This window comes from Paenibacillus sp. FSL R5-0341, from assembly GCF_037975235.1.
In the GTDB taxonomy this organism is placed as follows: Bacteria; Bacillota; Bacilli; order Paenibacillales; family Paenibacillaceae; genus Paenibacillus; species Paenibacillus amylolyticus_A.
Genome location: NZ_CP150241.1, coordinates 1266850 through 1290187 on the forward strand (window position 1 = coordinate 1266850; position 23338 = coordinate 1290187).

Annotated in this window: 17 protein-coding genes; 9 read left to right on the forward strand and 8 right to left on the reverse strand. The window is 48.5% G+C overall.

The window, feature by feature from the left end:
- Positions 1–23: 23 nt before the first annotated feature.
- Positions 24–1343, forward strand: a complete 1320-nt coding sequence (locus MKX75_RS05585) for a glycoside hydrolase family 125 protein (RefSeq protein WP_076331864.1) — start codon at positions 24–26, stop codon at positions 1341–1343.
- Between the two features lie 312 nt (positions 1344–1655).
- On the opposite strand, the gene MKX75_RS05590 is transcribed toward MKX75_RS05585, so the two are convergent.
- Together MKX75_RS05590 and MKX75_RS05595 are read right to left on the reverse strand one after the other, a co-directional pair.
- Positions 1656–2711, reverse strand: coding sequence for a Gfo/Idh/MocA family oxidoreductase (locus MKX75_RS05590; RefSeq protein ID WP_339168817.1), 1056 nt, complete (start codon positions 2709–2711; stop codon positions 1656–1658).
- Positions 2712–2789: 78 nt separating this feature from the next.
- Positions 2790–3677, reverse strand: a complete 888-nt coding sequence (locus tag MKX75_RS05595) for a sugar phosphate isomerase/epimerase (protein WP_339168819.1) — start codon at positions 3675–3677, stop codon at positions 2790–2792.
- A 127-nt stretch (positions 3678–3804) separates the two neighbouring features.
- Between MKX75_RS05595 and MKX75_RS05600 the strand changes: the two genes are divergently transcribed.
- Positions 3805–4716: an AraC family transcriptional regulator gene (locus tag MKX75_RS05600; protein WP_062832934.1), complete on the forward strand. Its 912-nt coding sequence runs from the start codon at positions 3805–3807 to the stop codon at positions 4714–4716.
- A 136-nt stretch (positions 4717–4852) separates the two neighbouring features.
- Here the strand turns inward: MKX75_RS05600 and MKX75_RS05605 are convergent, their stop codons facing one another.
- On the reverse strand, positions 4853–5536 hold the full coding sequence (locus MKX75_RS05605; protein WP_339168820.1) for a serine/threonine protein kinase: 684 nt from the start codon (positions 5534–5536) through the stop codon (positions 4853–4855).
- Between the two features lie 353 nt (positions 5537–5889).
- Between MKX75_RS05605 and MKX75_RS05610 the strand changes: the two genes are divergently transcribed.
- A complete protein-coding gene (locus MKX75_RS05610; protein WP_339170358.1) occupies positions 5890–6807 on the forward strand; it encodes a PD-(D/E)XK nuclease family protein in 918 nt (305 codons plus the stop codon).
- 167 nt (positions 6808–6974) lie between these two features.
- Here the strand turns inward: MKX75_RS05610 and ald are convergent, their stop codons facing one another.
- Positions 6975–8108: an alanine dehydrogenase gene (gene ald, locus MKX75_RS05615; protein WP_339168821.1), complete on the reverse strand. Its 1134-nt coding sequence runs from the start codon at positions 8106–8108 to the stop codon at positions 6975–6977.
- A 189-nt stretch (positions 8109–8297) separates the two neighbouring features.
- On the opposite strand from ald, the gene MKX75_RS05620 reads away from it, so the two are divergent.
- Positions 8298–9968, forward strand: coding sequence for a PucR family transcriptional regulator ligand-binding domain-containing protein (locus MKX75_RS05620; RefSeq protein ID WP_339168823.1), 1671 nt, complete (start codon positions 8298–8300; stop codon positions 9966–9968).
- 59 nt (positions 9969–10027) lie between these two features.
- On the opposite strand, the gene MKX75_RS05625 is transcribed toward MKX75_RS05620, so the two are convergent.
- Positions 10028–10318 (reverse strand): hypothetical protein, encoded by a 291-nt coding sequence (locus MKX75_RS05625; protein ID WP_339168824.1) that lies wholly within the window; start codon positions 10316–10318, stop codon positions 10028–10030.
- A gap of 317 nt (positions 10319–10635) precedes the next feature.
- Between MKX75_RS05625 and MKX75_RS05630 the strand changes: the two genes are divergently transcribed.
- The gene (locus MKX75_RS05630; RefSeq protein WP_339168825.1) at positions 10636–12705 is read left to right on the forward strand and encodes an ATP-binding protein; all 2070 of its coding nucleotides are present in this window, start codon (positions 10636–10638) and stop codon (positions 12703–12705) included.
- Between the two features lie 96 nt (positions 12706–12801).
- On the opposite strand, the gene MKX75_RS05635 is transcribed toward MKX75_RS05630, so the two are convergent.
- Positions 12802–14502 (reverse strand): sigma 54-interacting transcriptional regulator, encoded by a 1701-nt coding sequence (locus MKX75_RS05635; protein WP_339168827.1) that lies wholly within the window; start codon positions 14500–14502, stop codon positions 12802–12804.
- Positions 14503–14926: 424 nt separating this feature from the next.
- Between MKX75_RS05635 and MKX75_RS05640 the strand changes: the two genes are divergently transcribed.
- The gene (locus tag MKX75_RS05640; RefSeq protein WP_339168828.1) at positions 14927–15715 is read left to right on the forward strand and encodes a hypothetical protein; all 789 of its coding nucleotides are present in this window, start codon (positions 14927–14929) and stop codon (positions 15713–15715) included.
- Between the two features lie 227 nt (positions 15716–15942).
- On the opposite strand, the gene MKX75_RS05645 is transcribed toward MKX75_RS05640, so the two are convergent.
- Positions 15943–16866 (reverse strand): proline dehydrogenase family protein, encoded by a 924-nt coding sequence (locus MKX75_RS05645; protein WP_339168830.1) that lies wholly within the window; start codon positions 16864–16866, stop codon positions 15943–15945.
- Positions 16867–17251: 385 nt separating this feature from the next.
- On the opposite strand from MKX75_RS05645, the gene pruA reads away from it, so the two are divergent.
- Positions 17252–18799: an L-glutamate gamma-semialdehyde dehydrogenase gene (pruA, locus tag MKX75_RS05650; protein ID WP_339168832.1), complete on the forward strand. Its 1548-nt coding sequence runs from the start codon at positions 17252–17254 to the stop codon at positions 18797–18799.
- Positions 18800–18885: 86 nt separating this feature from the next.
- Positions 18886–20190 (forward strand): RNA polymerase factor sigma-54, encoded by a 1305-nt coding sequence (gene rpoN / locus MKX75_RS05655; protein WP_339168834.1) that lies wholly within the window; start codon positions 18886–18888, stop codon positions 20188–20190.
- A gap of 88 nt (positions 20191–20278) precedes the next feature.
- Here the strand turns inward: rpoN and MKX75_RS05660 are convergent, their stop codons facing one another.
- Positions 20279–21712 (reverse strand): aspartate ammonia-lyase, encoded by a 1434-nt coding sequence (locus MKX75_RS05660; protein ID WP_145146329.1) that lies wholly within the window; start codon positions 21710–21712, stop codon positions 20279–20281.
- 324 nt (positions 21713–22036) lie between these two features.
- Here MKX75_RS05660 and MKX75_RS05665 point away from each other — a divergent pair, with 324 nt between their 5' ends.
- Positions 22037–23314, forward strand: coding sequence for a methyl-accepting chemotaxis protein (locus MKX75_RS05665; protein WP_062832946.1), 1278 nt, complete (start codon positions 22037–22039; stop codon positions 23312–23314).
- Positions 23315–23338: the final 24 nt, after the last annotated feature.

Below are 23338 nucleotides of genomic sequence, written 5' to 3' on the forward strand. Positions count from 1 at the left end.
AGAGTTATAAGGAGACGACATCCATGGAACAGTTCAGATTACCGAAAATCCCTATGCCACAACTGGAATTGCCGCAAGCTGTGCAGGATATTCTGACTGAGGCGGACGAGCGTTTGCAACATCGACCGAGATTGCGGGCTCAGTTTCGCAATTGTTTTCCGAATACACTGGAAACGACTACGAAGCTATTGGAGGATGGGACAACCTTTGTAATTACAGGGGATATTCCCGCGATGTGGTTAAGAGATTCGGTAGAGCAGGTCATGCATTATGTTCCGCTTGCGAAGGGTGACGAGAAGTTGCAGCGTATCATCGGAGGCCTGATCAAACGGCATACGCTCTATATTGATAAGGATATCTATGCTAATGCATTCAATGAAACGGCGAATGGATGGCATTGGGATGCCAATGATGAGACGGAGATGTCACCTTGGGTGTGGGAACGGAAGTTTGAGCTGGATTCTCTTTGTTTCTCCATGAAGCTGGCTTATACATATTGGCGGGAGACGGAACTTACGGATATATTCGATGAGCGCTTCAAGAAAGTGATGGAAAGTATCGTACAACTATGGGAGACAGAACAGCATCATGCAGAACGTTCATCTTACCGCTTCATGCGTCGCAATTGTCCAGCCCATGATACCCTGCGTAATGAAGGACTGGGTATGCCAGTGAATTATACGGGTATGATCTGGTCTGGATTCCGTCCGAGTGATGATGCCTGTGATTTTCATTATAATATTCCAGCGAATATGTTCGCTGCGGTAACCTTGCGGCAGATGGGGGAGATCGCGAAGTGGGTGTTCCGCGATGAACAACTGGTAAGCCGGCTGTCTCGTTTGGAAGAAGAAATACGACACGGTATCTCCCTTTACGGTACTTATCGTCATCCAGAGTATGGGCAGATTTATGCTTATGAGACGGACGGTTACGGCAACTTTTGTCTGATGGATGATGCAGGAACACCTGGGCTGATGTCTATTCCGTATATGGAGTATGCTTCGATTGAAGACAGGGTGTATCAGAACACACGTCGATTTATTCTGAGTAAGGAAAATCCGTTCTATTATGAAGGGAAGGTAGCCAAAGGAATTGGCAGCCCCCATACCCCTCCGGGATACATCTGGCACATGGCGCTATCCATGCAGGGGCTCACCGCAGACAATGACGAGGAGATGCTTGCAATGATTGAATTGCTGGAGAACACGGATGCGGGTACCGGATATATGCATGAGGGTTTCCACGCCGATGATCCAAACACGTTCACCAGACCTTGGTTTGCTTGGTCCAACAGCCTGTTCTCGCAGTTGGTGTATAAGGCAATGAAGAAAGGAATTCTATAAGTGATGTAATTCAAAAAAATAATTGCTCACTGCCTGCAAAGTGGCCGTTCCGGTTACGAATCGTTCTTTTGATCGCTGTTATCCCCGGATTTCCTGATCGCCTTTTGTAAAGTCGAAATCCGGGGATAAAGGCGACCGCGTTGTTTCTTCAGAATCGATTTCGTTCCCTGCAATACTTCTGCTATTTGGCATGACTGTTTTTTGAACGACATCATTTTTTAGAATAGGGGAGTAGGTAAAAAACCAGGAAAGCCCAAACTGTTGAACTTTGCAGTTTGGGCTTTGTTTATGATGAGATACACAGGTGCTGCGCTATGTGGTTTTCAGCAGATCGGCGATGAAGACTTTCTGGCCTGTGCGTGCGCTTTCCAAGGATGCGAGGACCATAGCCATGCTGAACTGGTTATCGCTGCAATCGGTCTCAGGCAATCGTCCGGATTCCAGTGCGGCGAACATGTCTTCGAGACAGCCGTGATGACCTGTTTTGTCCATGACAGGCAGTTCCGCTTCAATCCGCTCGCTCGGCTGAAAAAAGGATGGTTTGCCGTCAGCATCCAGGCTTTGCGCAGTAACTACTTCAGCATAGATGTCATCATGACCATCCCAGATGGCGGTTCCTTTTTCACCGATTACGCGCCAGCTTGCTTCCCATGATGTGGGTACACCTTCTGCGCACCAGGATCCGCGATAGTTGAATACGGACCCGTCAGACATCTCAAATATACATAACGCCATCGCATTGCCCTGATACCAGGAACCTGGAGGGTTGAACTCATGGCAGTACACCGATACCGGGTTGGCTCCGAGAATATACCTGGCCTGATCAAACGTATGTATCGCCATATCGAGCAGCAGCGGGCTATCCATGAGATCCCGGAATCCGCCGAAGTGTGGCCCGAGGAAGAAGTCGGCCCCTGCGTAACCTACCTGCCCTATAGCCCCGCCGGAAATGAGGTGCTGGTAGGCGCGGATACGCGGATCGAAACGGCGATTCTGCATCACGGCTTGAATGTGTCCTGTACTGCGAGAGGTTTGCACAATATCTGTGCAATCGGAGAAGGACTCTGCCAGTGGTTTTTCACCAAATACATGACATCCTTCCTTCAGCGCTGTCATGGCAATGCCGTAATGACTCGCCGGAATCGTGACATCGAATACAACATTCGCACCAGTCGCTTGAATGGCCTCACGGATATCGGTGAACGTGGGGCAGTTGAGGCCATATTTTGTAGCAAAAGCACTGGCTGTCTGTTCATACAGATCAACCAGCCCGACGATTTCTGTATCCGGCCTTTGCAAGGCGTAATCGGCCCATGTGTTCGCCATGGCACCGCAGCCAGCGATAATTACCCGATAAGGATGACTCATATTCTCATCTCCTTCGCATGGATTCTGTTATACAGTTCAAATGGTTTCTTCCTAGTAGTCTTCAAATGATGAGGTTTTCTATACCGGATTGGGCACAAAATCGCCACCGCGGCATTGTTTCAAATATCGTAATGCATGCACCTGTCCGGTCATTTCGAGTTCATCTTTGTACACCGGATCATGCCAGCCTTCAATATCAATCGTGCCCTTATAACCGTTCTGACGCAGAATGGTGATGATGTCTGCCCAGTTGCTATCTCCGAAGCCCGGGGTGCGGTGCCATACAAATTCACGTGGTCCATGCACGCCATATTCCTTGACAATATCCCAGGCAATCGTGGCATCTTTGCCATGCACGTGAAATACTTTGTGAGCCCATTTGCGCAGCTGTGGAATAGGATCGATCAGGCTGGACATTTGATGGCAAGGCTCCCATTCCAGGCCTACATTTTCATCCGGAACAGCGTTGAACATCATCTCCCAAGCTGTCGGATTATGGGCAATGTTCCAGTCGCCTGTCTGCCAGGTTCCACCCATATCACAGTTTTCAAAAGCAATCCGTACACCCCGGTCTGCTGCCCGGCGTGCCAGTTCACCAAATACTTCCTTGAACCGGGGGATGGACTCGTTAATGGGTTGATCGGTCAGACGTCCGGTGAACCCGGAGACGATATCTGCACCGAAGAGCTGTGCGTGATCGATTACTCGCTCCCAGCTTGCCAGCGTATCGGCGTTGTCTCCTGCTCCCGTGAGAGGGTTACCAAATACACTCACCGCGGAGATGACAATACCCTGTTCGTCCACGATTTCACGGACACGTTTGGCTGTCTCGGCCAAATCCAGATCGCCTGTCGTTTGCCAGAAGGTCAGGTTAAAAGATTCGAAACCGTGTTGCATGATCTGCGGGATAACGCGGACGGCGTCCTGCCCGCCTACAAGGGTACCGATGCGTAATGATTTATTCATGGTTGTAATTCACTCCAATATTGGCTTATAGTACTTCGTGACACTCATTATAGACGTGGATTAACGGGATGGCTCTAAACAATCTTGTGTAATATTAGTCGGATCTTGTGAAGAGGGGGAAGAAGTCGTGCTGGATCTGAAAGCGCTTCACGAAAACACCCGAATTGATCATAAATCACATCCATTTCAGTTGTTCCGAAATCGGTGTTTGGATATGAAAAAGGAAGAATGTATTCTGTATTTGCATTGGCATGAACATTTTGAACTGATTGTTATGCGTAAAGGAAGTGCGCTGTTCCATATCGATAGCAAACCTTATGTGGTTCAAGCGGGCGAGGTCATCATCATTCCCGGAGGCACGTTGCATGTCGGGTATGCTCTGGATGATGGGGATGTGGATTATGATTCCGTTGTAGTTAACCGTGCACTGTTTCATGATTTCACTCATGATCCCGTGCATGAGCAATATGTCGCGCCGTATCTGGAAGGCAGGGTGAGGTTTCCGGTCAAACCGGCAGAGGAAAATGCAGCCTGTTCAGGCTATTATTCTTTGCTGAATGAAGCCGTAGAGGAAATGGCTTTACAGCCCCCGGCTTATCAGCTCGTGGTGAAGTCCAAACTGCATGCTTTGTTCACCCTGCTTGCGCGTACCTTTATGCCACATCAGCTACCGGATAAATCAGTAGGATCGTATTTTCCCAACCGCGAACGCTTCAAACAGTTGATTGCACAGATTGAAGCGAACCCCACAGGAAAGATGTCTGTTACCGAAGCGGCAAGCCATGTGGGACTGAATGCGTATCACTTTTGTAAAATGTTCAAAAAGCTGACCGGACGTACCTTCGTGGAATACGTGAACGGGTGCAGGATGAGTGAGGCAGAACAATTATTGCAAGGCAGCAGTCTGACCATTACGGAGATCGCCGCCAGAGTAGGCTGCGACAATGCCAACTATTTTACGAAGTTATACAAACAGTATAAGGGCATGACCCCCTCGCAGGGGCGGGGGAGGAAAGAAGGTGGGGCACAGCAAGTATAGCCGTAGTTACGACTAAAATGTCCATAACGAAGGCTATGTCTACGGAGAATAACCCGGATAAAGGCCAATTCAAGGCGTTCATCCGGGTGGTTTGGATTCAATAATAACAATACAATCATCTATGTGTACAACGTGCTCATTTCATAAATCTGGAGAACAGACGATTGGCTTTCTTGGAGAGGTCGTCCATTTTGACATTGGCATGATCGAGCTGATTGTATCCCCATTTGATCGTTTGCAGCATGCGAGGTGATATGGGCGTCCCTTTGATCCGCGGATAGATGTTGTGATAGGCCCAGACAAGATGCTCCCAGCGATTGTCATTACCGTCCTGAATGTACTCGGATACGTCGATTACTTTGCCGCGTCCGTTCTGAAGAAGTACATTTTTCAGGTGAATGTCGCGGGGGTTCAGCCCACGGCTGCGAACGGCTTCTCGCGCTGCGTCCACATCGAGCATCACCTGCTCGGGGACGGGGATTCCTTTTTCCAAACATTCCAGCAGGGTATCCCCGGGTTCAAAACTAATCACAAGAACATTCCGGCCGCTGCCGTAATAGGTAGGGAAATATGGCAGGCCTTTGAGTTGTTCGTATACCTGGTTTTCGTTTTCTAGTTTGTCCAAGGCATGATCCGAGTACATCTTGAAGGCATACTGCGGCAAGCCGTCATACGTAAATACCGCCGCATCCGTACCTGTGCCAATGCAATTCAATCCTTCTACATCGCCGATGATGTTCACGAGCTCATTCCGGTCGCTTCCGATGACTTGGATCTGTTGTAATGCTTCTTCCGCCTGGAACCAATCCGGTCGATTCATGGGTGGTGCCTCCTTTTAGGATATGCCTGTACGATTTTTTTACATAAAATCATTGTCTATCGAACCGAGTACGTCTTATTTCACGTTCGTGTGTGAGATTCGTTAGTGTCGGGCCTGCGCTGGACCCGTACTAGCATCCCGAATTCGCTGCCCTCTATAGAGTATATTATGCGTTCTGCTCCGCCATTTCATCTTTTGGTGATGTTACTATATAAACGATACGGATCGAATCGGAAACGGTTGCGTCAGAAGAAAATAACGGAAGCGCGCTTGCGGCAATGTTACCCGGGCTTTATACTGTGAGCATTAAGGGATCTCATGCAGATCCGGCATACAGAAAGGCAGAAGTTCTTATGGCACAATACCCGCAATGGTCTTATTCGCAGTCGCGGGCGAGTATGTTCGATGAGTGCCTGCGCAAATATTATTATCATTATTACGGTGCCCATAACGGCTGGAAGACAGACTCTGCCGATGAGATGCAGGTTCGTCTGTATCGTCTGAAGCAGCTAAGCAATCTGTACCTTGTCTTCGGGGATCTCGCGCATCGGATGTGTGAGTCAGCGGTACGCAGCAGGGAAGAGGGCAAAGATAAACCGCGTGAATCTTTTCTGGAACAGACGATACGCAAGCTGCTGAATCAGGCGTATGTGGAATCGATGGACACGGATCAGTGGCGGTTGAACCCCAAGAATCGCACGATGCTGTCCGAGATCTATTACGGGGACGATACATTGAATGACCGGATCGCCACGATTAAGGAGCGGGCTTCGGCCTGTGTCAGTAACCTGTACCAGACGCTTACGTGGGAGGACTTGTCCCGGGCGAGTACGGACATTCTGGAGATCGAGAAATGGGATACCATGATGCTGCACGATACACGCGTGTATGTGAAGATGGACTTATTGTATCGGCGCAGTAACGGCAATATTGTCATTGTGGACTGGAAGACGGGCAAGGAAGATGACTTCTCGGATCAGTTAATGCTGTACGCATCTTATGTGAGAGAGCATTACCAGGTTCCCTTGGAGCAGATTGAGCTGCGAGTGGAGTACCTGTTAACCGGGAAGCATCGAGAGTTTACGGCCACGGAAGAGGATATCTGGAAGGTGGAAGAGAACGTGGGTCGTTACATCGAGGAGATGCGATCCTGCGTGGAGGATGAGTATTACAACCGTCCCAAGGACGTCAATTACTTCACGGCGATGCCATCGCACCGGTCCTGTCGGGATTGCAACTTCCGCGAAGTGTGCAGCGAACGGGCGGTCTAGAACGCCAAAACCTGAGGAGCATAAGGCCTTATACCAACTAACGAGCTATTTCTTATGCGAAAAAAATCAAGAAGCGCGAGCCGGGAACATTCATCTGCCCGACTCGCGCTTCTATTGCGTTCCACAGGCCTGGCGACAAGGCGCCGGGTGGAACGATCATATCAAGATCACTGGACAGCGGCGGTGTTCTCCAGCGCCTGTCCTGCAGGAACATAGGCGTGCCCGAGGTCTCGGGCAACCGCCTCATACGTGATGTGTCCGTTCAACGCGTTAACCGCGCTGCGAATGGACGAACTGCCGCGAATCGCGGCTGCTGCACCGTGGTTGGCCAGCTGCAGCGCATAAGGCATGGTGGCGTTGGTTAGCGCCACCGTGGACGTACGCGGCACGGCGCCTGGCATGTTCGCCACCGCGTAGTGCACGACGCCATGTTTCACATAGGTCGGTTCATCGTGGGTTGTGATATGATCAATGGTCTCAACGATCCCACCCTGATCAATCGCCACATCCACAATGACCGAACCCGGTGCCATCGTCTTCACCACCTGCTCGCTGACAAGCGTTGGCGCCTTGGCGCCCGGAATCAGCACCGCACAGATCAACAGATCTGCCGCCGCAACAGCTGCTGCAATGTTGGACGGGCTGGATACCAACGTGTGGATCTGATTGCCGAAGATATCATCCAATTGGCGCAGACGATTGAGATTCAGGTCAAGGATGGTTACATCTGCTCCGAGACCAATGGCAATTTTGGCTGCATTTGTTCCGACCGTACCGCCACCAATAATGGCTACTTTCCCCCGACTAACGCCTGGCACACCAGACAACAGAATACCCTTGCCACCTTCGGTCTTCTCCAGTAACTGTGCTCCAATCTGAGATGCCATGCGTCCTGCGACTTCACTCATGGGTGTGAGCAGCGGGAGGGTATTGTTGACCTCCAGCGTCTCATACGCGATGGCCGTTACCCGACTTGCAATAAGCGCTTTAGCAAGCTCAGGTTCCGCTGCGAGGTGCAGGTAGGTGAACAGAATCAGTCCCGGACGAAAATATCCATATTCACTGGCAAGCGGTTCTTTCACCTTGATGATCATTTCGGCCTCTGTCCAAACTGACTTGGCATCATTCCGAATATCAGCGCCCGCAACTTGATATTCATGATCCGTGAACCCGCTGCCGATTCCCGCACCTTGTTCAATTATCACCTGGTGACCGGCTCTGATGAAATCAGCAGCCCCGGCCGGAGTCATTGCTACACGATTCTCATTGTTTTTGATTTCTTTGGGAATTCCGATTCTCATCACCATGCACCTCGTCCATTTATTGGTTGTTAGCTTATACTACAAGTTTATGACTTGCATAATCGTTTTGCACCTTACCTCATGTCTAATTTTTAGGGGACCAACTCAACATATTGTCGAAAAAGACTGTTCAGGACATTTGTCCATGGATTATAATGTAAGAAAAAATAACACGAAGAGGGATCGCCATTGCAAAATGACCGCGTGTTTACGATCAAAGATATCCTTGCACGTCCGGTATTTGGCCGAGCAAGACTTGCGGCAGGGAAGGATGGGGTGAACCGTCAGGTTGGCTGGGTTCATGTATTGGAGATTACGAATGTGTCTCCATTTGTAAGCCCCCATGATCTTATTTTATCCACCGGACTGTGGCTTCAATCGGAAGAAGGGCGCGAAGAGTATCTGCTTCAGCTGATTGGCAGTGAGGCAGCGGGGCTGTGTGTGGAGTTTGGTACCAGCATAAATGGAATCCCGGAAGAACTGATTGAACTGGCCGATAGACACCAGTTCCCGCTGATCGTATTTGAACAACCGGTTCGTTTTGTCGAGATCACACAGGATATTCACTCTCTGCTCATTAATCATCAGCACCAGCTGCTGAAAAGTCTGGAGGCTTACTCCCGTCAGCTTCAACAGCGAACATTACAGAGTACGGATATGTCCGCTGTGCTGAACCTGCTGCATGAGTACGCTGCAAAACCGGTGGTGTACATCTCGTCCATGGAGCCGGGCAGTTTTGTCCCCGAACTTGCTCCAGAGATGGAACAGGCCATCTATACCTGGTATGAACAGGAGGTAGAGCACCTGGACCTGAATGATTCGGATACCGAATTATGGTTCCATATGGACGAAGAGAAGGTTCTGCTCTGCCATCCGGTCGTCTGTTTCGGTCAAGTATTCTCTGCTGTGGGCATGATTGTGCATCCGTCCGCTCCAGTGGAGTATCTCAAGCTGTTACTCGACTATACGGCTAAGGCGGCGGCAGCGCTCACGCTTCGTTCCCAGTTTCTTGAAGAGAAGATGGTCCGCAATCAGAACGAGCTGATCCAGGATTTAATGAATGGCAACATTCATCAGGAGGAACAAGCCCAGACCCGAATGGGACTTCGTTTGCTGGTGAAGGGACAGTACTGGTTTGCGGGAGGGGTTATAGAGATTGAGCATCGACTGAAGGGTACAGGCCGGGAGCGAATGGAAGCGAATCATCAGGATATTCTTGTCCTGCTTCGTTCCCTGCTCAAGAAGAACAATCTGCCCAGCCTAATCATGCTGAAGAACAATCAGGTGTATCTGTGCTGTGCGAAGGAAGCAGTTTCGGCTGCTACACGTCATCAGTTGCTACGATTGCTGGAGGGAATCGCTCTGGACGTAAAGCGGTTTGCGAGCCGTAACTTGAAGCAGGTCGCCATTCATGCCGGATTTGGCAAGTTACGCAGCCGTTTGACCAGCCTGCCAGACAGCCTTCAGGAGGCCTATCAGGTGATCGAAGTGTCCAGATCGGTAGATCAGATGGAACATGTTCATTTTTACGAACGTATGGGTATATATCAAATGTTAAAAGCTTTACCACAATCCTTCCTGCAACCTTTTGTCCAGGATCACCTGGGTGTACTGATTGAACATGACCAAACGCATCATCTGCGATTGGTAGAGACGCTGGATGCTTACCTGCAGAACTTTGGTTCCAAACGGGATGCAGCGGCACAGTTGTTTGTTCATCGGCAAACGCTGTACAACAGGCTGGAGAAGCTGGAAGAACTGATGGGGCCTGATTACATGAACCAAGGGAGAAGAATCTGTCTGGAGATGGCGCTGCTCGCGCACGCAATGATTGAGAATGGACAGTGGAAATCCTCTTGATGAGGTGAAGGCGATACGAGACAGACTGTGCATCTGTCTTACACGACCTCCTGCACAGTCTAACCCTTTTTACTGATTCGCCGAATATGTTGTAATGAAGCAGTCAGGTGTTGAAGGGTGGGAGTGGAGCGGCGCCCCCGATAAAGTTTCGTTTCACCGGAGGATGGTGCCAAAGATAAAGAGGTAGGAGCAGCCAGCCGATACGGGGGTGATGACCGGTCGGGACGTTCTTCCGGTTCTGCCTCATGAGCTGCCATTGAAATACCGCTTTGGTGCAGCCATTCATTAAGTCGCTTGGGATTGATTCCGAGTTGTCCGCTCAGATTACAGATATCGAGGTTTATTCTCACACAAATCCGCCTTTCCTGGAATATCGGGCTGGTAGTAGGGTTTGAAAGGGAAGCATGAATTCGAGATCGGTAAATGCTCATGTACATGTTGGCTGTGCTTGATCGGCGGAATGATTCATTATGTTAAGAAGTAGCGCGGAGTCGTCTATGTATATCGTGTAAAACGTTTCCATGTCCGCTGGTTTGAATATTTCCAATAAATTGGCTTTTAACAAGATTCTATCACTTCACATGCAATTGCGCGTCTCAATATAGTCTCAATTTTGTGAGAAAATAAAGTATATTAAAAGTACCAGTATCTAGTACGGAGGACATATATGGGAAATAGTAGTGAGGCTCAATACGACAAATATGTTAAGGATGGCAAACGTTTCGTTGGTCGAGCCAAGGAACTGACGACACTGGAGCAGTGGTTCGAACATCCGGAAGCCCCATTAACCATATTTTCAATTACGGGTATGGGAGGCATCGGTAAATCTTCCTTGCTTTCAGAAATGCTATCCATATCTCGGGATCAAGGTGCAACGGCAATATGGATGGACGGGCGATCATGCGGAGCGACCCCTTCCGTATTTATGGATTATTTATCCTCGACATTGGGATTGGAAACACTGGATAGTGAAGGGTACCCGCGACCACTGAGCTTGCTGAAAGACACTTCGGTCGATAAACGATTGGTCCTGGCAGTGGATAATTATGAAGAACTCGCACTGCTGGAAAGTTGGTTCATGGAAGTCTTCATATCCAAACTTCCGTTAAGAGGGATACTTGTCATTCTTGCATCACGCCCGGAAATGGCATCTGCCTGGCGAACACATCCGCGATTGCATAGGCGCTTTGTACAGATGCGGCTTCAACATTTTACAGTCGATGAGATTACAGAGTATATCACGGTCGCAGGCTCTCTGGATAAGGGTGTGTCAGGTACCATTACGAGGATGACCGATGGGCATCCGCTGGGTCTGGCCCTTGCTGTGGAAGCTGCGGATCAGAGACGTAATCTTCCGCATGCCGAATGGGCTGAGCTGTCGCATATGATTAGTGCCCGATTACTACTGGAACTTACAATTCCCCGTCTGCATCCCATGGTGGAGGTGCTTACACTGCTTGGGACAGCCAATCAGGAGTTGCTATCATCTGTACTGGATATGACCGTGACGACAGAAGAGTTTCATATGCTGAGACAGATGTCTTTTATCCGTTCCGGCCCGGATGGTCTTGCCCTGCATGATATAGCCAGGGTACACCTGCTGCGAGATTTTCGCCAACGGGAGCCACATCGGTTGCAGACGATGCGGATCAAAATCGCGAAGTTGTTGAAACCGCTGCATGAACAGGCGGGGTCTCATGAGCGTCGTCAGATCGCCCGAAAGATGTTGCTGCTCTGTCAGGAATCCATGCTTCAACACCGCAAGTACGCGGACGTATCTCGTGATTCCTTGTTCTCGCCTCTCGAAACGATGAGAAGAGAGGATCTGCCTGCTCTGCACATCTTGTTACAGCAATGGTGTGAGTACAGTGTGGAACCATGGCAGGCTGTATCCTATGGATGCTTCCTGGATGAATTGGCACAACGTTATCCTGAAGGGATCGTATTGATGCGTGACAGGCTTGGGGAGACGATCGCGATGTTCATTACCGTACTTGTACATAGGGATAGTAGCCAGCTTCTTCTGAAATATTTTCCAAATGAAATGCATGAATGCTTCACACCACAAGAGCTAGCGAATGACCCGGATCAGAGTGATACGCACTTTGCTTTGCTGGCTGCGGCAAGAGATGATGTGCCTGGTTATACACGAGAAGAACTGGTAGGATACATGGCACTGGACCGGCTGTCTCTGTTGGGTGATGGTGCGCGAGCGATGCTCGTTGCAACGAATCCTCACCTGAAACTATTTTTGCACAGCATTGGATTCCAGATGCGAAGAACCCGCACTCGTGTCTGTGACAGATTTGAGGATCAGGCGGACGTACTTGATTTGGATTTGCGTAGCGGGCAATTCGGAGAGTGGGTCATGTCTCTGCTTGATCCAAAATCAATAGAGGATCGTATACAGCCGGAAACAACGGAAGTGGATGGTGTAATCTGGACTGAACAGGATGTTCGCAAGATGTTGGGGGATCTTCGTTCCCCGGGAGAATTGCATGAATATGCTGACAGGGTTAGAGGAGTAAAGGATGGGATCCAGTTACATCTGTATGTCATGGATCTGTTGGAAGGCAGAGTACATGGTCTATCTCCACAGGATCAGATGCTGTTATACGCGGCCTACTGGACGCATGCTGGCAATCCAACTGCCGCAGCCCAGAAGTGTTCCATGAGTCGGGCGACATTCTATCGCCATCTTCGAACAGCGCTGACTCGCTTGGCACGGATATTGTAGTGAGAAGAACGTCATTCGCCCAGTCCGTTCAGAACAATATGTGTCATCGAATGCATAGCTCGTTGATTCAATATAGCGACGACAAGAAGAGGCTGGTCATAGACCAAGCCTCTTCATGCGGTTATAGAGCGTTGCCCTGGAGATACCGAGCTGCTTCGCGAGTGTTCGTTTGTTGCCGCCTGCCGCTTCCAGATATTGAAGTAGAAGTTCAGCCTCATAGGTGTCCATTTTCTGCTGGTAGGTGTCATTGGAGACGAGCTTGGAATCAATGGAATTATCCACATTCGCAGCAGTTCGAGCTTCTTGTTCCGTTCCCGCCAAATGCTGACGCTGCTCGTGTTCACTGTTGACATGTGGATGAATTCCCGATGTCAGCTGCATTTCGGACTGTTCTTGTGCGGTCAGGGAGATAAGGGTATCGGGTAGGTATTCCGGCTTGACCTCACCATCTGTCGTCAGAATGGTCAAACGTTCTATCACATTTCTTAATTCACGAATATTGCCTGGCCAATCATACTGGAAAAGCAACTTAAACACTTCAGGCGGAACCAGCTCAATATGACGGTTGTAGAGCAAGGAGAACTCTTGCAGGAACGTCTGGGTTAATTCATATATATCTTCCTTGCGCATGCGCAGGGGAGGGATGACAAGGTTAATGACGTTAAGTCGATAATACAGATCTTCCCGGAATTCATTGCGGGCAATCATGCTGAGCAGATTCTGGTTGGTTGCTGCGATAATCCGGCAATCGGCCTGTTTCATACGCGTTCCCCCCACAGGAAAGTAACTCTTTTCCTGCAATACCCGAAGCAGCTTCACTTGCAGTTCCAATGGCATCTCACCGATCTCATCCAGAAAAAGAGTCCCCCCCTCGGCAAGCTCGATCTTGCCTTTTTTGCCTTTGGGATCAGCTCCGGAGAATGCACCCTTCTCATAGCCGAATAACTCACTTTCGAACAAGGAAGCGGGGATTGCCCCACAGTTAATGGCGATAAATGGTGCAGTCTGCAATTCACGAAGATCATGAATGGCTTTGGCGAATAACTCCTTGCCTGTGCCACTCTCTCCGAGGATGAGCACGGTCGCTGAGGTGGTGCTGATCTTGCCGATGGTATCCAGACACTGGCGAATAACCGGGCTACTTCCTTTGATACGAGCAAATGGATCTGTGTCAGGACGCAGTCTGGCGACGGCTTTCTCCAGATGTTGGACTTTAGATGTCATATGTAATAGTTCCTGATGTAATCGAATTTCGGTTGTGATATCTACTTCCGCAGCTACTGCGCCCACAATGCGTCCATCCAGCTGAACCGGCCGGGCGTTAATCAGAGCGAACAGATCTGGTCTCGGCTGATGCTGTTTGCGGTAGACGGTTTCTCCGGTATATAACGTCTTGAGGGACTGGAGGCGATCAGGCGGAAAAAAGTCTGCGGCAGGCTGTCCGATAATATCATTTTTGCTAATTGAAAATACATGCTCCGCACCAGATGTCCAGTAGGCCACCTTAGCTTCTTCATTGATTAAGGTCAAGGCAGAACCGGCTGTTTCCAATGTGGTCTCAAAGTAGGCCTCCATCAGCCGATGTGCATGCATCATCGCATACAGGACATCGGATACGGCGATATAACCCAATATGGGCCCATCATCCTGAATGAACAAATAAGAAGATGTGTCAAATAAGGAGATGGTATCTACCAGAGATGTTGTTGATGGAATGGTGGGCTTGGAGAGACCTGTATCCAGATTGCCCGTATCCGTACGCAATAAAGACATTAAATCAGGAAGTAAATGTTTCATCGGTATCACCTCAGTTGGGGTATAACGTTCAGAACTATACCTGTTACAAGGAATTATTTCCATTTGAGTAAATGGAAAAATTTGAGTGGAGATATTTATTCATATTATAGCTTTCAAAATGAACTGTGTATAGATTTTTTGACATGAAGCATACATAACGCGATCGAAAATAGTAGTTGAGTTTGCTTTGTATATTTATAATACGCTTTCAATTTTGTTATTTGGGTTTGGTTGCTGAAAAATAATAAGAAAATGGAATTTAGAGTTAGGTAAGAGTCATTAAATATGACATTTAATTTTAAATGAACGGTTACTTTTAAAGGTTAAGTGATTCTATGTACTGCCCTTCAATTTGTCCACACCATTAAGAAACTTCTGAATAATACTATAAGAAGGACTGAATGAATCAAAGGAGGGTGATGAAATGGCTATTCTATCAACTGGCCCCATAGAGAATAATATTTCAGGGATAACGGGTATCCGACCTACTCAATCCGTCACGGTCAAAATTGATAACCGGAATGAGACAGAAATGTTCACGGTGCTTCTTCGGGGCTATTACCTTAATGGAGTCAGAACATTATATGTAGAAGAACTGCTCAATGTATCTCCTAATCAGGTCATAACCAAAGATTATGATGGGAATTTTGACGCTTTCGAGTTTGTATTTTCAACCTCAGACACGGCTGCTGAGGAAGCGCAAATATCCGTATGGGGCAAAGGTACTGAAGACGAGTTAGTCGCGGCTCACCGATTGGTATCCGAGGAGTTGTTGGGTGAGACTCAGAGTACAACGGGAAAAGGTTTATCCTCGTACGCCTATATTTTTAATACATCAGCTCAGACTGTAGCTACAGAAGCAGACCTAACCTTTGACAGTAACCAAAATCTTACGAATATTACTCATACACCTAATACCGCTGAGATTATTATTGGCAATGCCGGGGACTACGCGGTATTTTTCATCGTTGCAGGTGTACAGGTGAACCAATTCACCCTTTATCAAAACGGAGCCCCTGTAGGGGGCAGTGTCTATGGTAGCGGTGCTGGTACCCAACCCAATCTGGCAATGGTCATTATCACTGCTGCATCAAGTGATGTACTGACATTACGGAATCATTCCAGTGCATCAGAAGTTGATCTGCAAACCCTGGCAGGCGGAACACAGATCAATGCCAATGCCTCTATACTAATTCAACAATTAAGTGGTTAAACTTTTCGTGCTTGTAATTGTAATTAATAAATGGAAGTGTCCAGAAAAATAGACATTTAAAATTGAGGATGCTAATTTTTTAGACATTAAGAGATGAATCGGAGCGAAGAAAAATAGGATGCTCTGGTACGGTGTTCGTCCAGAAAAAACCATGTGCCCTGAAAGAGAGTGGCAGCATGGTTTTTATTTTGTCTTTGTTCATTTATATATTGATTCAGCTGAGGTAACTAGCGAAACATATTCTTAACGACCATCCAGAGATTAGCCGGTTTTTCGGCCAAACGGCGGGTATAGTACGGATACCACATGGTGCCATATGGCACGTAACAGCGAATCCGATAGCCTTCTTTAGCGAGACGTTCCTGTTCGCTCATGCGCAGACCATATAACATCTGAAATTCAAAGGCATCCGGCGAGATTCCACGGTCTTTGGCGTATTGTTTGGTCCAGTTAATAATGTGATCGTCATGCGAGGCAACCGCGGTGTACACACCCTGATCGAGATGATGACGAATCATTGTTTTGAATTGATGAATGACTTCAGAAGCATTCTGATAGGCAACAGATCCGGGTTCTTTGTAAGCTCCTTTGACCAGACGAAGCCGGATACCTTCCCGAATCATATCGCGCGTATCTTCCTCGGTGCGATGCAGGTAGGCCTGCAATACTGTACCTGTATTCTGTAGTCCTTCGGAGTGCAGTCTTCTCACAATATCCAGCGTCGCTTGTGTAAATGGACTATCCTCCATATCAATTCGGACAAATAAATCATGCAGCTTGGCTTGTGCAGCAACGGTACGGATATTTCGATAACCCTCTTCCGGGTCGAGTGCGAGGCCCATCTGGGTTGGTTTCAACGAGACATTGGAATCTGCCTTCTCACGTGCAATGCCTTCTACCAGGCGTACATACTCATCCCTGTATAATGCTGCTTCGCTCAGGCGGGTGATACCTTCGCCCAGATGATCGAGCGTAGCCATGATGCCTTTGTTGTTGAGGATGCGGATCTCTTCGAGAGCTTCCTCCAGGGTATTGCCTGCAATGAACTTGCCAGCCAGCTTTTTGCCGTATTTGATGGACAGGTTCTCTACGGATTTGTTGCCTGCCACGGTCAACAACGTTTTGCGATATAGTTCCGTTCCCACACTCATTTTCGTTTCCTCCTTCAGCATTGTGCTAACTTAATTCAAGCAAGAAACGTGCCAGATTTGGCGATGGTCTACTATTTTTCAATGAAGAAGCGGAGCGCTCGCCTAAAAGCTTTCTGAAAGAAAGCTACATCGGAAGCATATGCTATCCCCGGATTTTCCCTCTATAAAAAGGATTCGAAAAATCTGGGGATAACAGCGATCGGAAGGTTGTTCTGTCATCGGAGTGGCCCGTGTAAATTTTCAGTAGTTGAATTTAACGAGAAAAATATTTCGATCCCAACCGGAGTTGGCACGGATTTTGCTACATATATTGGGTGTTGAGTACCATGCAAATCAATTCAGGCGAGCAGCCAGTGAATCCCACATCCTGAAGGAGGAATCATTTATGAATATCCCTTTTGTTAACGAACCATTCACACCCTTTACGGTCCCGGCGAACCAGGAAGCATTTGAAGACGCACTTCGTCAGGTAGAAGCTGAACTGGGGCGGGAATACCCGATTATTATTGGTGGTCAAAAAATAACAAGTAACCGCACGTTAACTTCCGTGAACCCCGCAGCCAAAAATCAGGTTGTCGGAACGATTCATCAGGCAGATCAGGAATTGGCCGAAAAGGCCATTCAGACAGCAGCGGAGACATTCCACACCTGGAAACATACTGACCCGAATGAACGGGCCCGTTATCTGTACAAAGCAGCGGCCATTATGCGCCGTCGCAAGCATGAGTTCTCCGCATGGATGGTATATGAAGCTGGCAAGACCTGGCCTGAAGCCGATGCGGATACAGCGGAAGCCATTGATTTTATGGAATTCTATGCACGGGATATGCAGCGACTGAGTGAACCACAGCCTCTCGTGCGGATTGCAGGGGAAGATAATGAACTGAGTTATATTCCACTGGGCGTTGGCATTGTCATTCCACCTTGGAATTTCCCGCTGGCGATTATGGCTGGCATGACTTCGGCTGCACTGGTATCAGGCAACACAGTGGTCTTGAAGCCTGCCAGCACAACGCCGGTGATTGCGGCTAAATTCATGGAGCTGCTCGCAGAAGTTGGCTTGCCAGATGGCGTCGTGAACTTTTTACCAGGACCAGGTAGTGAAGTTGGCGATTATCTCGTGGATCATGCGCTTACCCGTTTTATCAGCTTCACCGGTTCCAGAGATGTAGGACTGCGGATTAATGAACGTGCAGCCCGTACTGCTCCGGGTCAGAAGTGGATCAAGCGGGTTATTGCAGAGATGGGTGGCAAGGATTCCATCGTTGTAGATAGTGACAGTGATTTGGAACTGGCGGCAGAGTCCATTACCGCTTCGGCATTTGGTTTCTCAGGACAGAAATGTTCGGCGTGTTCCCGTGCTATTATTCATAAGGATGTATATGATGAAGTATTACAAAAAGTGATTGAACGGACACAGAAACTGACGATGGGAAGTCCGCTTGAAGTGGGAAGTCAGGTTGGGCCGGTTATTGATGACAAGGCTTATGAGAAGATTACGGAATATATTGAAATTGGCAAGACTGAGGGACGTCTTGTGCATGGTGGGGGTACCGGGAATGTCGAGGGTTATTTCATTGAACCAACCATTATTGCGGATGTGGACCCGAAAGCCCGGATTGCTCAGGATGAGATTTTTGGACCCGTGCTTGCGTTTATCAAAGCAGAATCCTTCCAGGACGCATTGGATATCGCCAACAATACCGACTATGGTCTGACTGGAGCAGTGATCTCACGTAATCGTGAACATCTGGAACAGGCAAGACGCGAGTACTTCGCGGGTAATCTGTACTTCAACCGGAAATGTACCGGGGCATTGGTAGGCACGCATCCATTTGGCGGGTTTAACATGTCAGGCACGGATTCCAAGGCAGGTGGAAGAGACTATCTGCTGCTGTTTACACAGGCGAAGCTGGTATCGGAGAAATACTAACAGATTAACCATGATCCAACTAAAATCTGCTTACAATCGTTTGAATAGTATGCTATTATCCCAGCAACGCATAAGGAGGGAAACGGATGTTAGGTGTTCAGTTGGTGCAGGAACAACGTATTCGGCTGTCCATCACGCCGGAGATGAAACAATCCTTTCATTTGCTAACCATGTCTGGTCAGGATCTGACTCGTTACTTGCAAGATGTAGCGGAGGAAAATCCCGTGCTTGAGTTGGAAGAACAAGCTGCGCCCCTCGCCCGGATTCCGCGGCGAGGGGATCAGCGCAGATATGCTTCCTACGATCCGCTGCTTCAGGCAAAAGGTGCCGAACCTACATTGGAACAATTGCTGATTGCGCAAATTCGAGTGATGATACTTCCAGACATATTGGAAAATATGGCAGTATATTTGGCAGGGTGCGTTAATGATGATGGATATCTGACGGTTGAACTGGCAGAGGTACAAACAGTGCTAAAGGTGTCCATGAATGAGATTGCAACAGGACTGGAACTTCTCCAGTCTCTAGACCCCGCTGGTGTAGGTGCTCGGAATCTGCAGGAATGTCTGTTGCTCCAGATCAGACGCGATCCAGCGGCTGTTTTGTACGCTGAACGCATGGTGGAAGCGGGATTGGAAGCACTGGTTCCTTTTCATCCAGGAAGAACAGGGAGTCGATTAGGTATGACTTCGCGGGAAGCTCAGACTGCCTATGACTATATTGCACGTCTGGACCCCAAGCCTTGCCGATCCATCGGATGTACGGAACGACCGCATTACATTATCTCCGATGCCATTGTCGGGTTGCATAACGGTGAGGCCCATTTAAGTCTGCATGCGGCAGGTAACCCTCGTGTATCCATGAATGAAGCATGTTTCCGCTGGATCAGGGATGAGGCTCCGGACGAAATCTGGTCTAACCGAGCGGCAGAGGCGAGGGCTATTATTCGCAGTCTGCACCTGCGGCGCAGAACGTTAATGCGTGTGCTGGCGGCCGTGATGGAAGAGCAGAAGCCCTTTTTGGTTAAAGGACCATCCGCGCTAAAACCGCTTAATCTCGCTATTATTGCAGAGAAGATTGGCATGCATGAATCAACCATAAGTCGTGCCGTGAACGGTAAATATATAGAAACCCCGCATGGTGTATATGAACTCAGAGCTTTTTTTGCCTCGGGAATCGGTACAACGTCAGGGGATAAAACATCTGCATCAGTAGTGAAACGGAGATTAAAAGAAATCGTTCGCACGGAACAGAGCCATCGGCCACACTCGGACAGTCAATTGGTGACACTGCTCGCCGAGGACGGGATTATCATCTCCCGGAGAACGGTCGCCAAGTACCGGGAGGAGCTTCACATTCTGTCTTCCCTTGAGCGTAAACGGTGGGCTTAACGGATTATCAGGCATATTATCATCTCCGAATAGAAGAACCCCCGCGAACCGGATGAACGGTCTGCGGGGGTTCTTTGTGATCTCAGTCCTACAAACGTTCCATATTACGCAGGAAGTGTTCTCCGGCAATACCTGGCGTGGTCATCTGCTCCGGATGAAGAATCTCTTCCAGTTCTTCCGGTGTCAGCAGTCCGCGTTCCAGAATGATCTCCTGCAAGGTAAGTCCAGTCTTGAGCGCTTCCTTCACGATGGAAGCTGCCACATTATAACCTAAGTGCGGGTTCAACGCCGTAACCACACTGAAACTTTGCTTCATGATTAATTCGCAGCGCTCACGGTTGGCTTCCATCTCTTCCACCGCATAACGCGTGAAGACATCAATACCGTTATTCATGATCTTCAGCGATTGCAGCAAGTTGAACGCAATAACTGGGCCCATAACATTCAGCTCGAATTGACCGGCTTCACACGCCATACAGATCGTATGGTCGTTCCCCATCACCTGGAAGGATACCTGGTTAATGACTTCTGCCATAACGGGGTTTACTTTACCTGGCATGATAGAGGAACCTGGCTGACGCGGTGGCAAGCGTAATTCATTGAATCCAGCACGCGGACCTGAAGCCATCATGCGAATATCATTACAGATTTTGGACAGGCTGACCGCACATACCTTGAGCGCTGCTGAAAGTTCCAGATAGGCATCCGTGTTCTGCGTCGCATCCACAAGATCTTCTGCTGTCTGTAGTGGTAGTCCAGTAACATCAGACAGGTGCTCCGTAACCTTGACGATATATTCGGGTTTCGCATTGAGCCCTGTACCTACCGCAGTTGCACCCATGTTAATCGTAAGCAGGCGACGATTGGCGAATTCAAGACGCTCAATATCCCGTCCGATGACGCGGGCATATGCTCCGAATTCTTGTCCAAGGCGAATAGGCACGGCATCCTGAAGATGGGTACGGCCTACTTTGACCACATCGTTGAATTCCTCTTCTTTTTTACGGAACGCATCCTGTAGCCTTTTCATGGTAGCCAGTAACGTCTCGGACAGTCGATACGCGGCAATACGCAGTGCTGTAGGCACCACGTCATTGGTGGATTGGGACATGTTCACATGATTATTGGGATTGCAGTGGAAGTAATCTCCCTTGCTTTGCAATAACAGTTCAAGTCCGCGATTGGCGAGAATTTCGTTCATATTCATATTCATGGAGGTGCCTGCACCGCCCTGAATGGAGTCCACAATAAAATGATCCAGATGATGGCCTTTCATCATTTCTTCAGCAGCCATGACGATGACATCGCCAATTTTGCTTGGTAGCATTTTCAGCTCCATATTCGTAACTGCCGCAGCTTTTTTCACCGCAGCCAGAGCTGTGATCAGCTCCCGGTGTACCGGAACGCCGGTAATCGGGAAGTTCTCCACGGCCCGCACCGTCTGAATGCCGTAATAGGCATAAGCAGGTATTTCTTTTTCACCGATAAAATCTTTCTCCGTCCTTGTGGACATAGTAGACATTTCGTTCGCCTCCAGTGGCATCCAATAAATAGGTCAGCTCCGGCATTGCCGAAGCGCACTCAGTATATCATTTAAGCAAAATGGATGCCAAGCTAAATCATTTCGCCTGATTTGCCGATAATAATTTAAATTAGGGATTTGTTTTACACGTAGTTAATCATTAAAGGGGGCTGAAAGCTTGTCTTATTCATTATGCACTACATGATAGAGAAGTCATGCATGAACCATAAACATGGAGTGGACAGAACGTTTTCAGTGATGTATGTCACATGATATTTAGTACATGATTGGTAAAATAGGAAAAAAGGACTACGGGGTGTGAATATGAAATGGACTTTAGGCGCAAAGACAGTCGCGGGTTTGGTACTGATTTCTATTATTACGTACGGAACTAGCGGCTTTTTTATATTTTTCCTCCAGGACTGGCTCTCATTTAACATGCCAAGCTGGTTGTATATCTCCATCATCCTTGTTATGGGTGTGTGTTGGAACGGGATTTTGGGGTGGTTCGCCTCTCGCTGGCTGACTCGTCCTATTGTTCAGCTTTCTCGTGCGGCACAACAAGTTTCATCCGGGGATCTGACAACGGAGATTCCACAGCGACGTGCGCAGGATGAACTTACAGTATTATATGATGCTTTTCGTGTAATGGTTTCTAATCTCAGAAGTATTGTAAACGATATCGCGGATAGTACACGGACCACATCACAGAACGCCCAGTCGCTTAGTGAAGCGATTACGCAAGCCGCGGAGCAGATCGAGATGATGTCGGAAGCGGTGGATCATATTGCGGTGGGAGTAGAAGAACAGAAAGTTACTTCTCATCAGTCTCTGATTACTGCGGATGAGATGTTGAACGACTTCCAGCGTATGCATAGCCAGTCGATGGGCATGACAGAGATGTCTGGTCAGATGGAACGATCGGTGGATCATACGAAACAGACCTTCTCATCCCTGATGAAAGGAATGGACGAGCTGGCCGAGTCTCACAATCGTTCTCGTGACATTATGCTGTTGCTGGAGAAGGAAGCCTCCGATATCGAGGTAATTACCCAGTCTGTCAAAAATATTGCTGAGGAAACAGGGCTGCTTGCCCTGAATGCTTCCATTGAGGCAGCACGAGCTGGCGAAGAAGGTTCTGGTTTTGCTGTCGTGGCACAGCAGATCCGCAAGCTGGCAGACGAGAGTAAGGAATCGGTTCATCGTATTAATGAGCTGATCAGTCGCGTGCAGCAGCGGATAAGGGAGACGGCACAGCTGTCTCATGAGCAGCATGGTCTGGTGGTTAATGAATCCGAACGGACCATCTCTGTGGATCAGACGTTGCATGAACTGACAGGCACGGTGGAAGTATTTATGAAGGGTGCACATGATATCGGTTCCAAGATTGCAGAACAGACAGGCCGCGTGGAGCAAACGCACGGTCATGTGAAGAAGATCCAGGGGAAAGCCGGATCGTTCTCTGATGAGGCAAGACGAATCATGGATGCCGCACACGAAGAGACAGCCATTATGGAGGAGATTTCCTCCTCGGCTGAAGAACTGAGACAGTTAACGGATCGATTAATGGACAAAACCAAAGCATTCCGGATGCAGCCTTGAGCTGTGTTCGGATTTTTTTTTGCT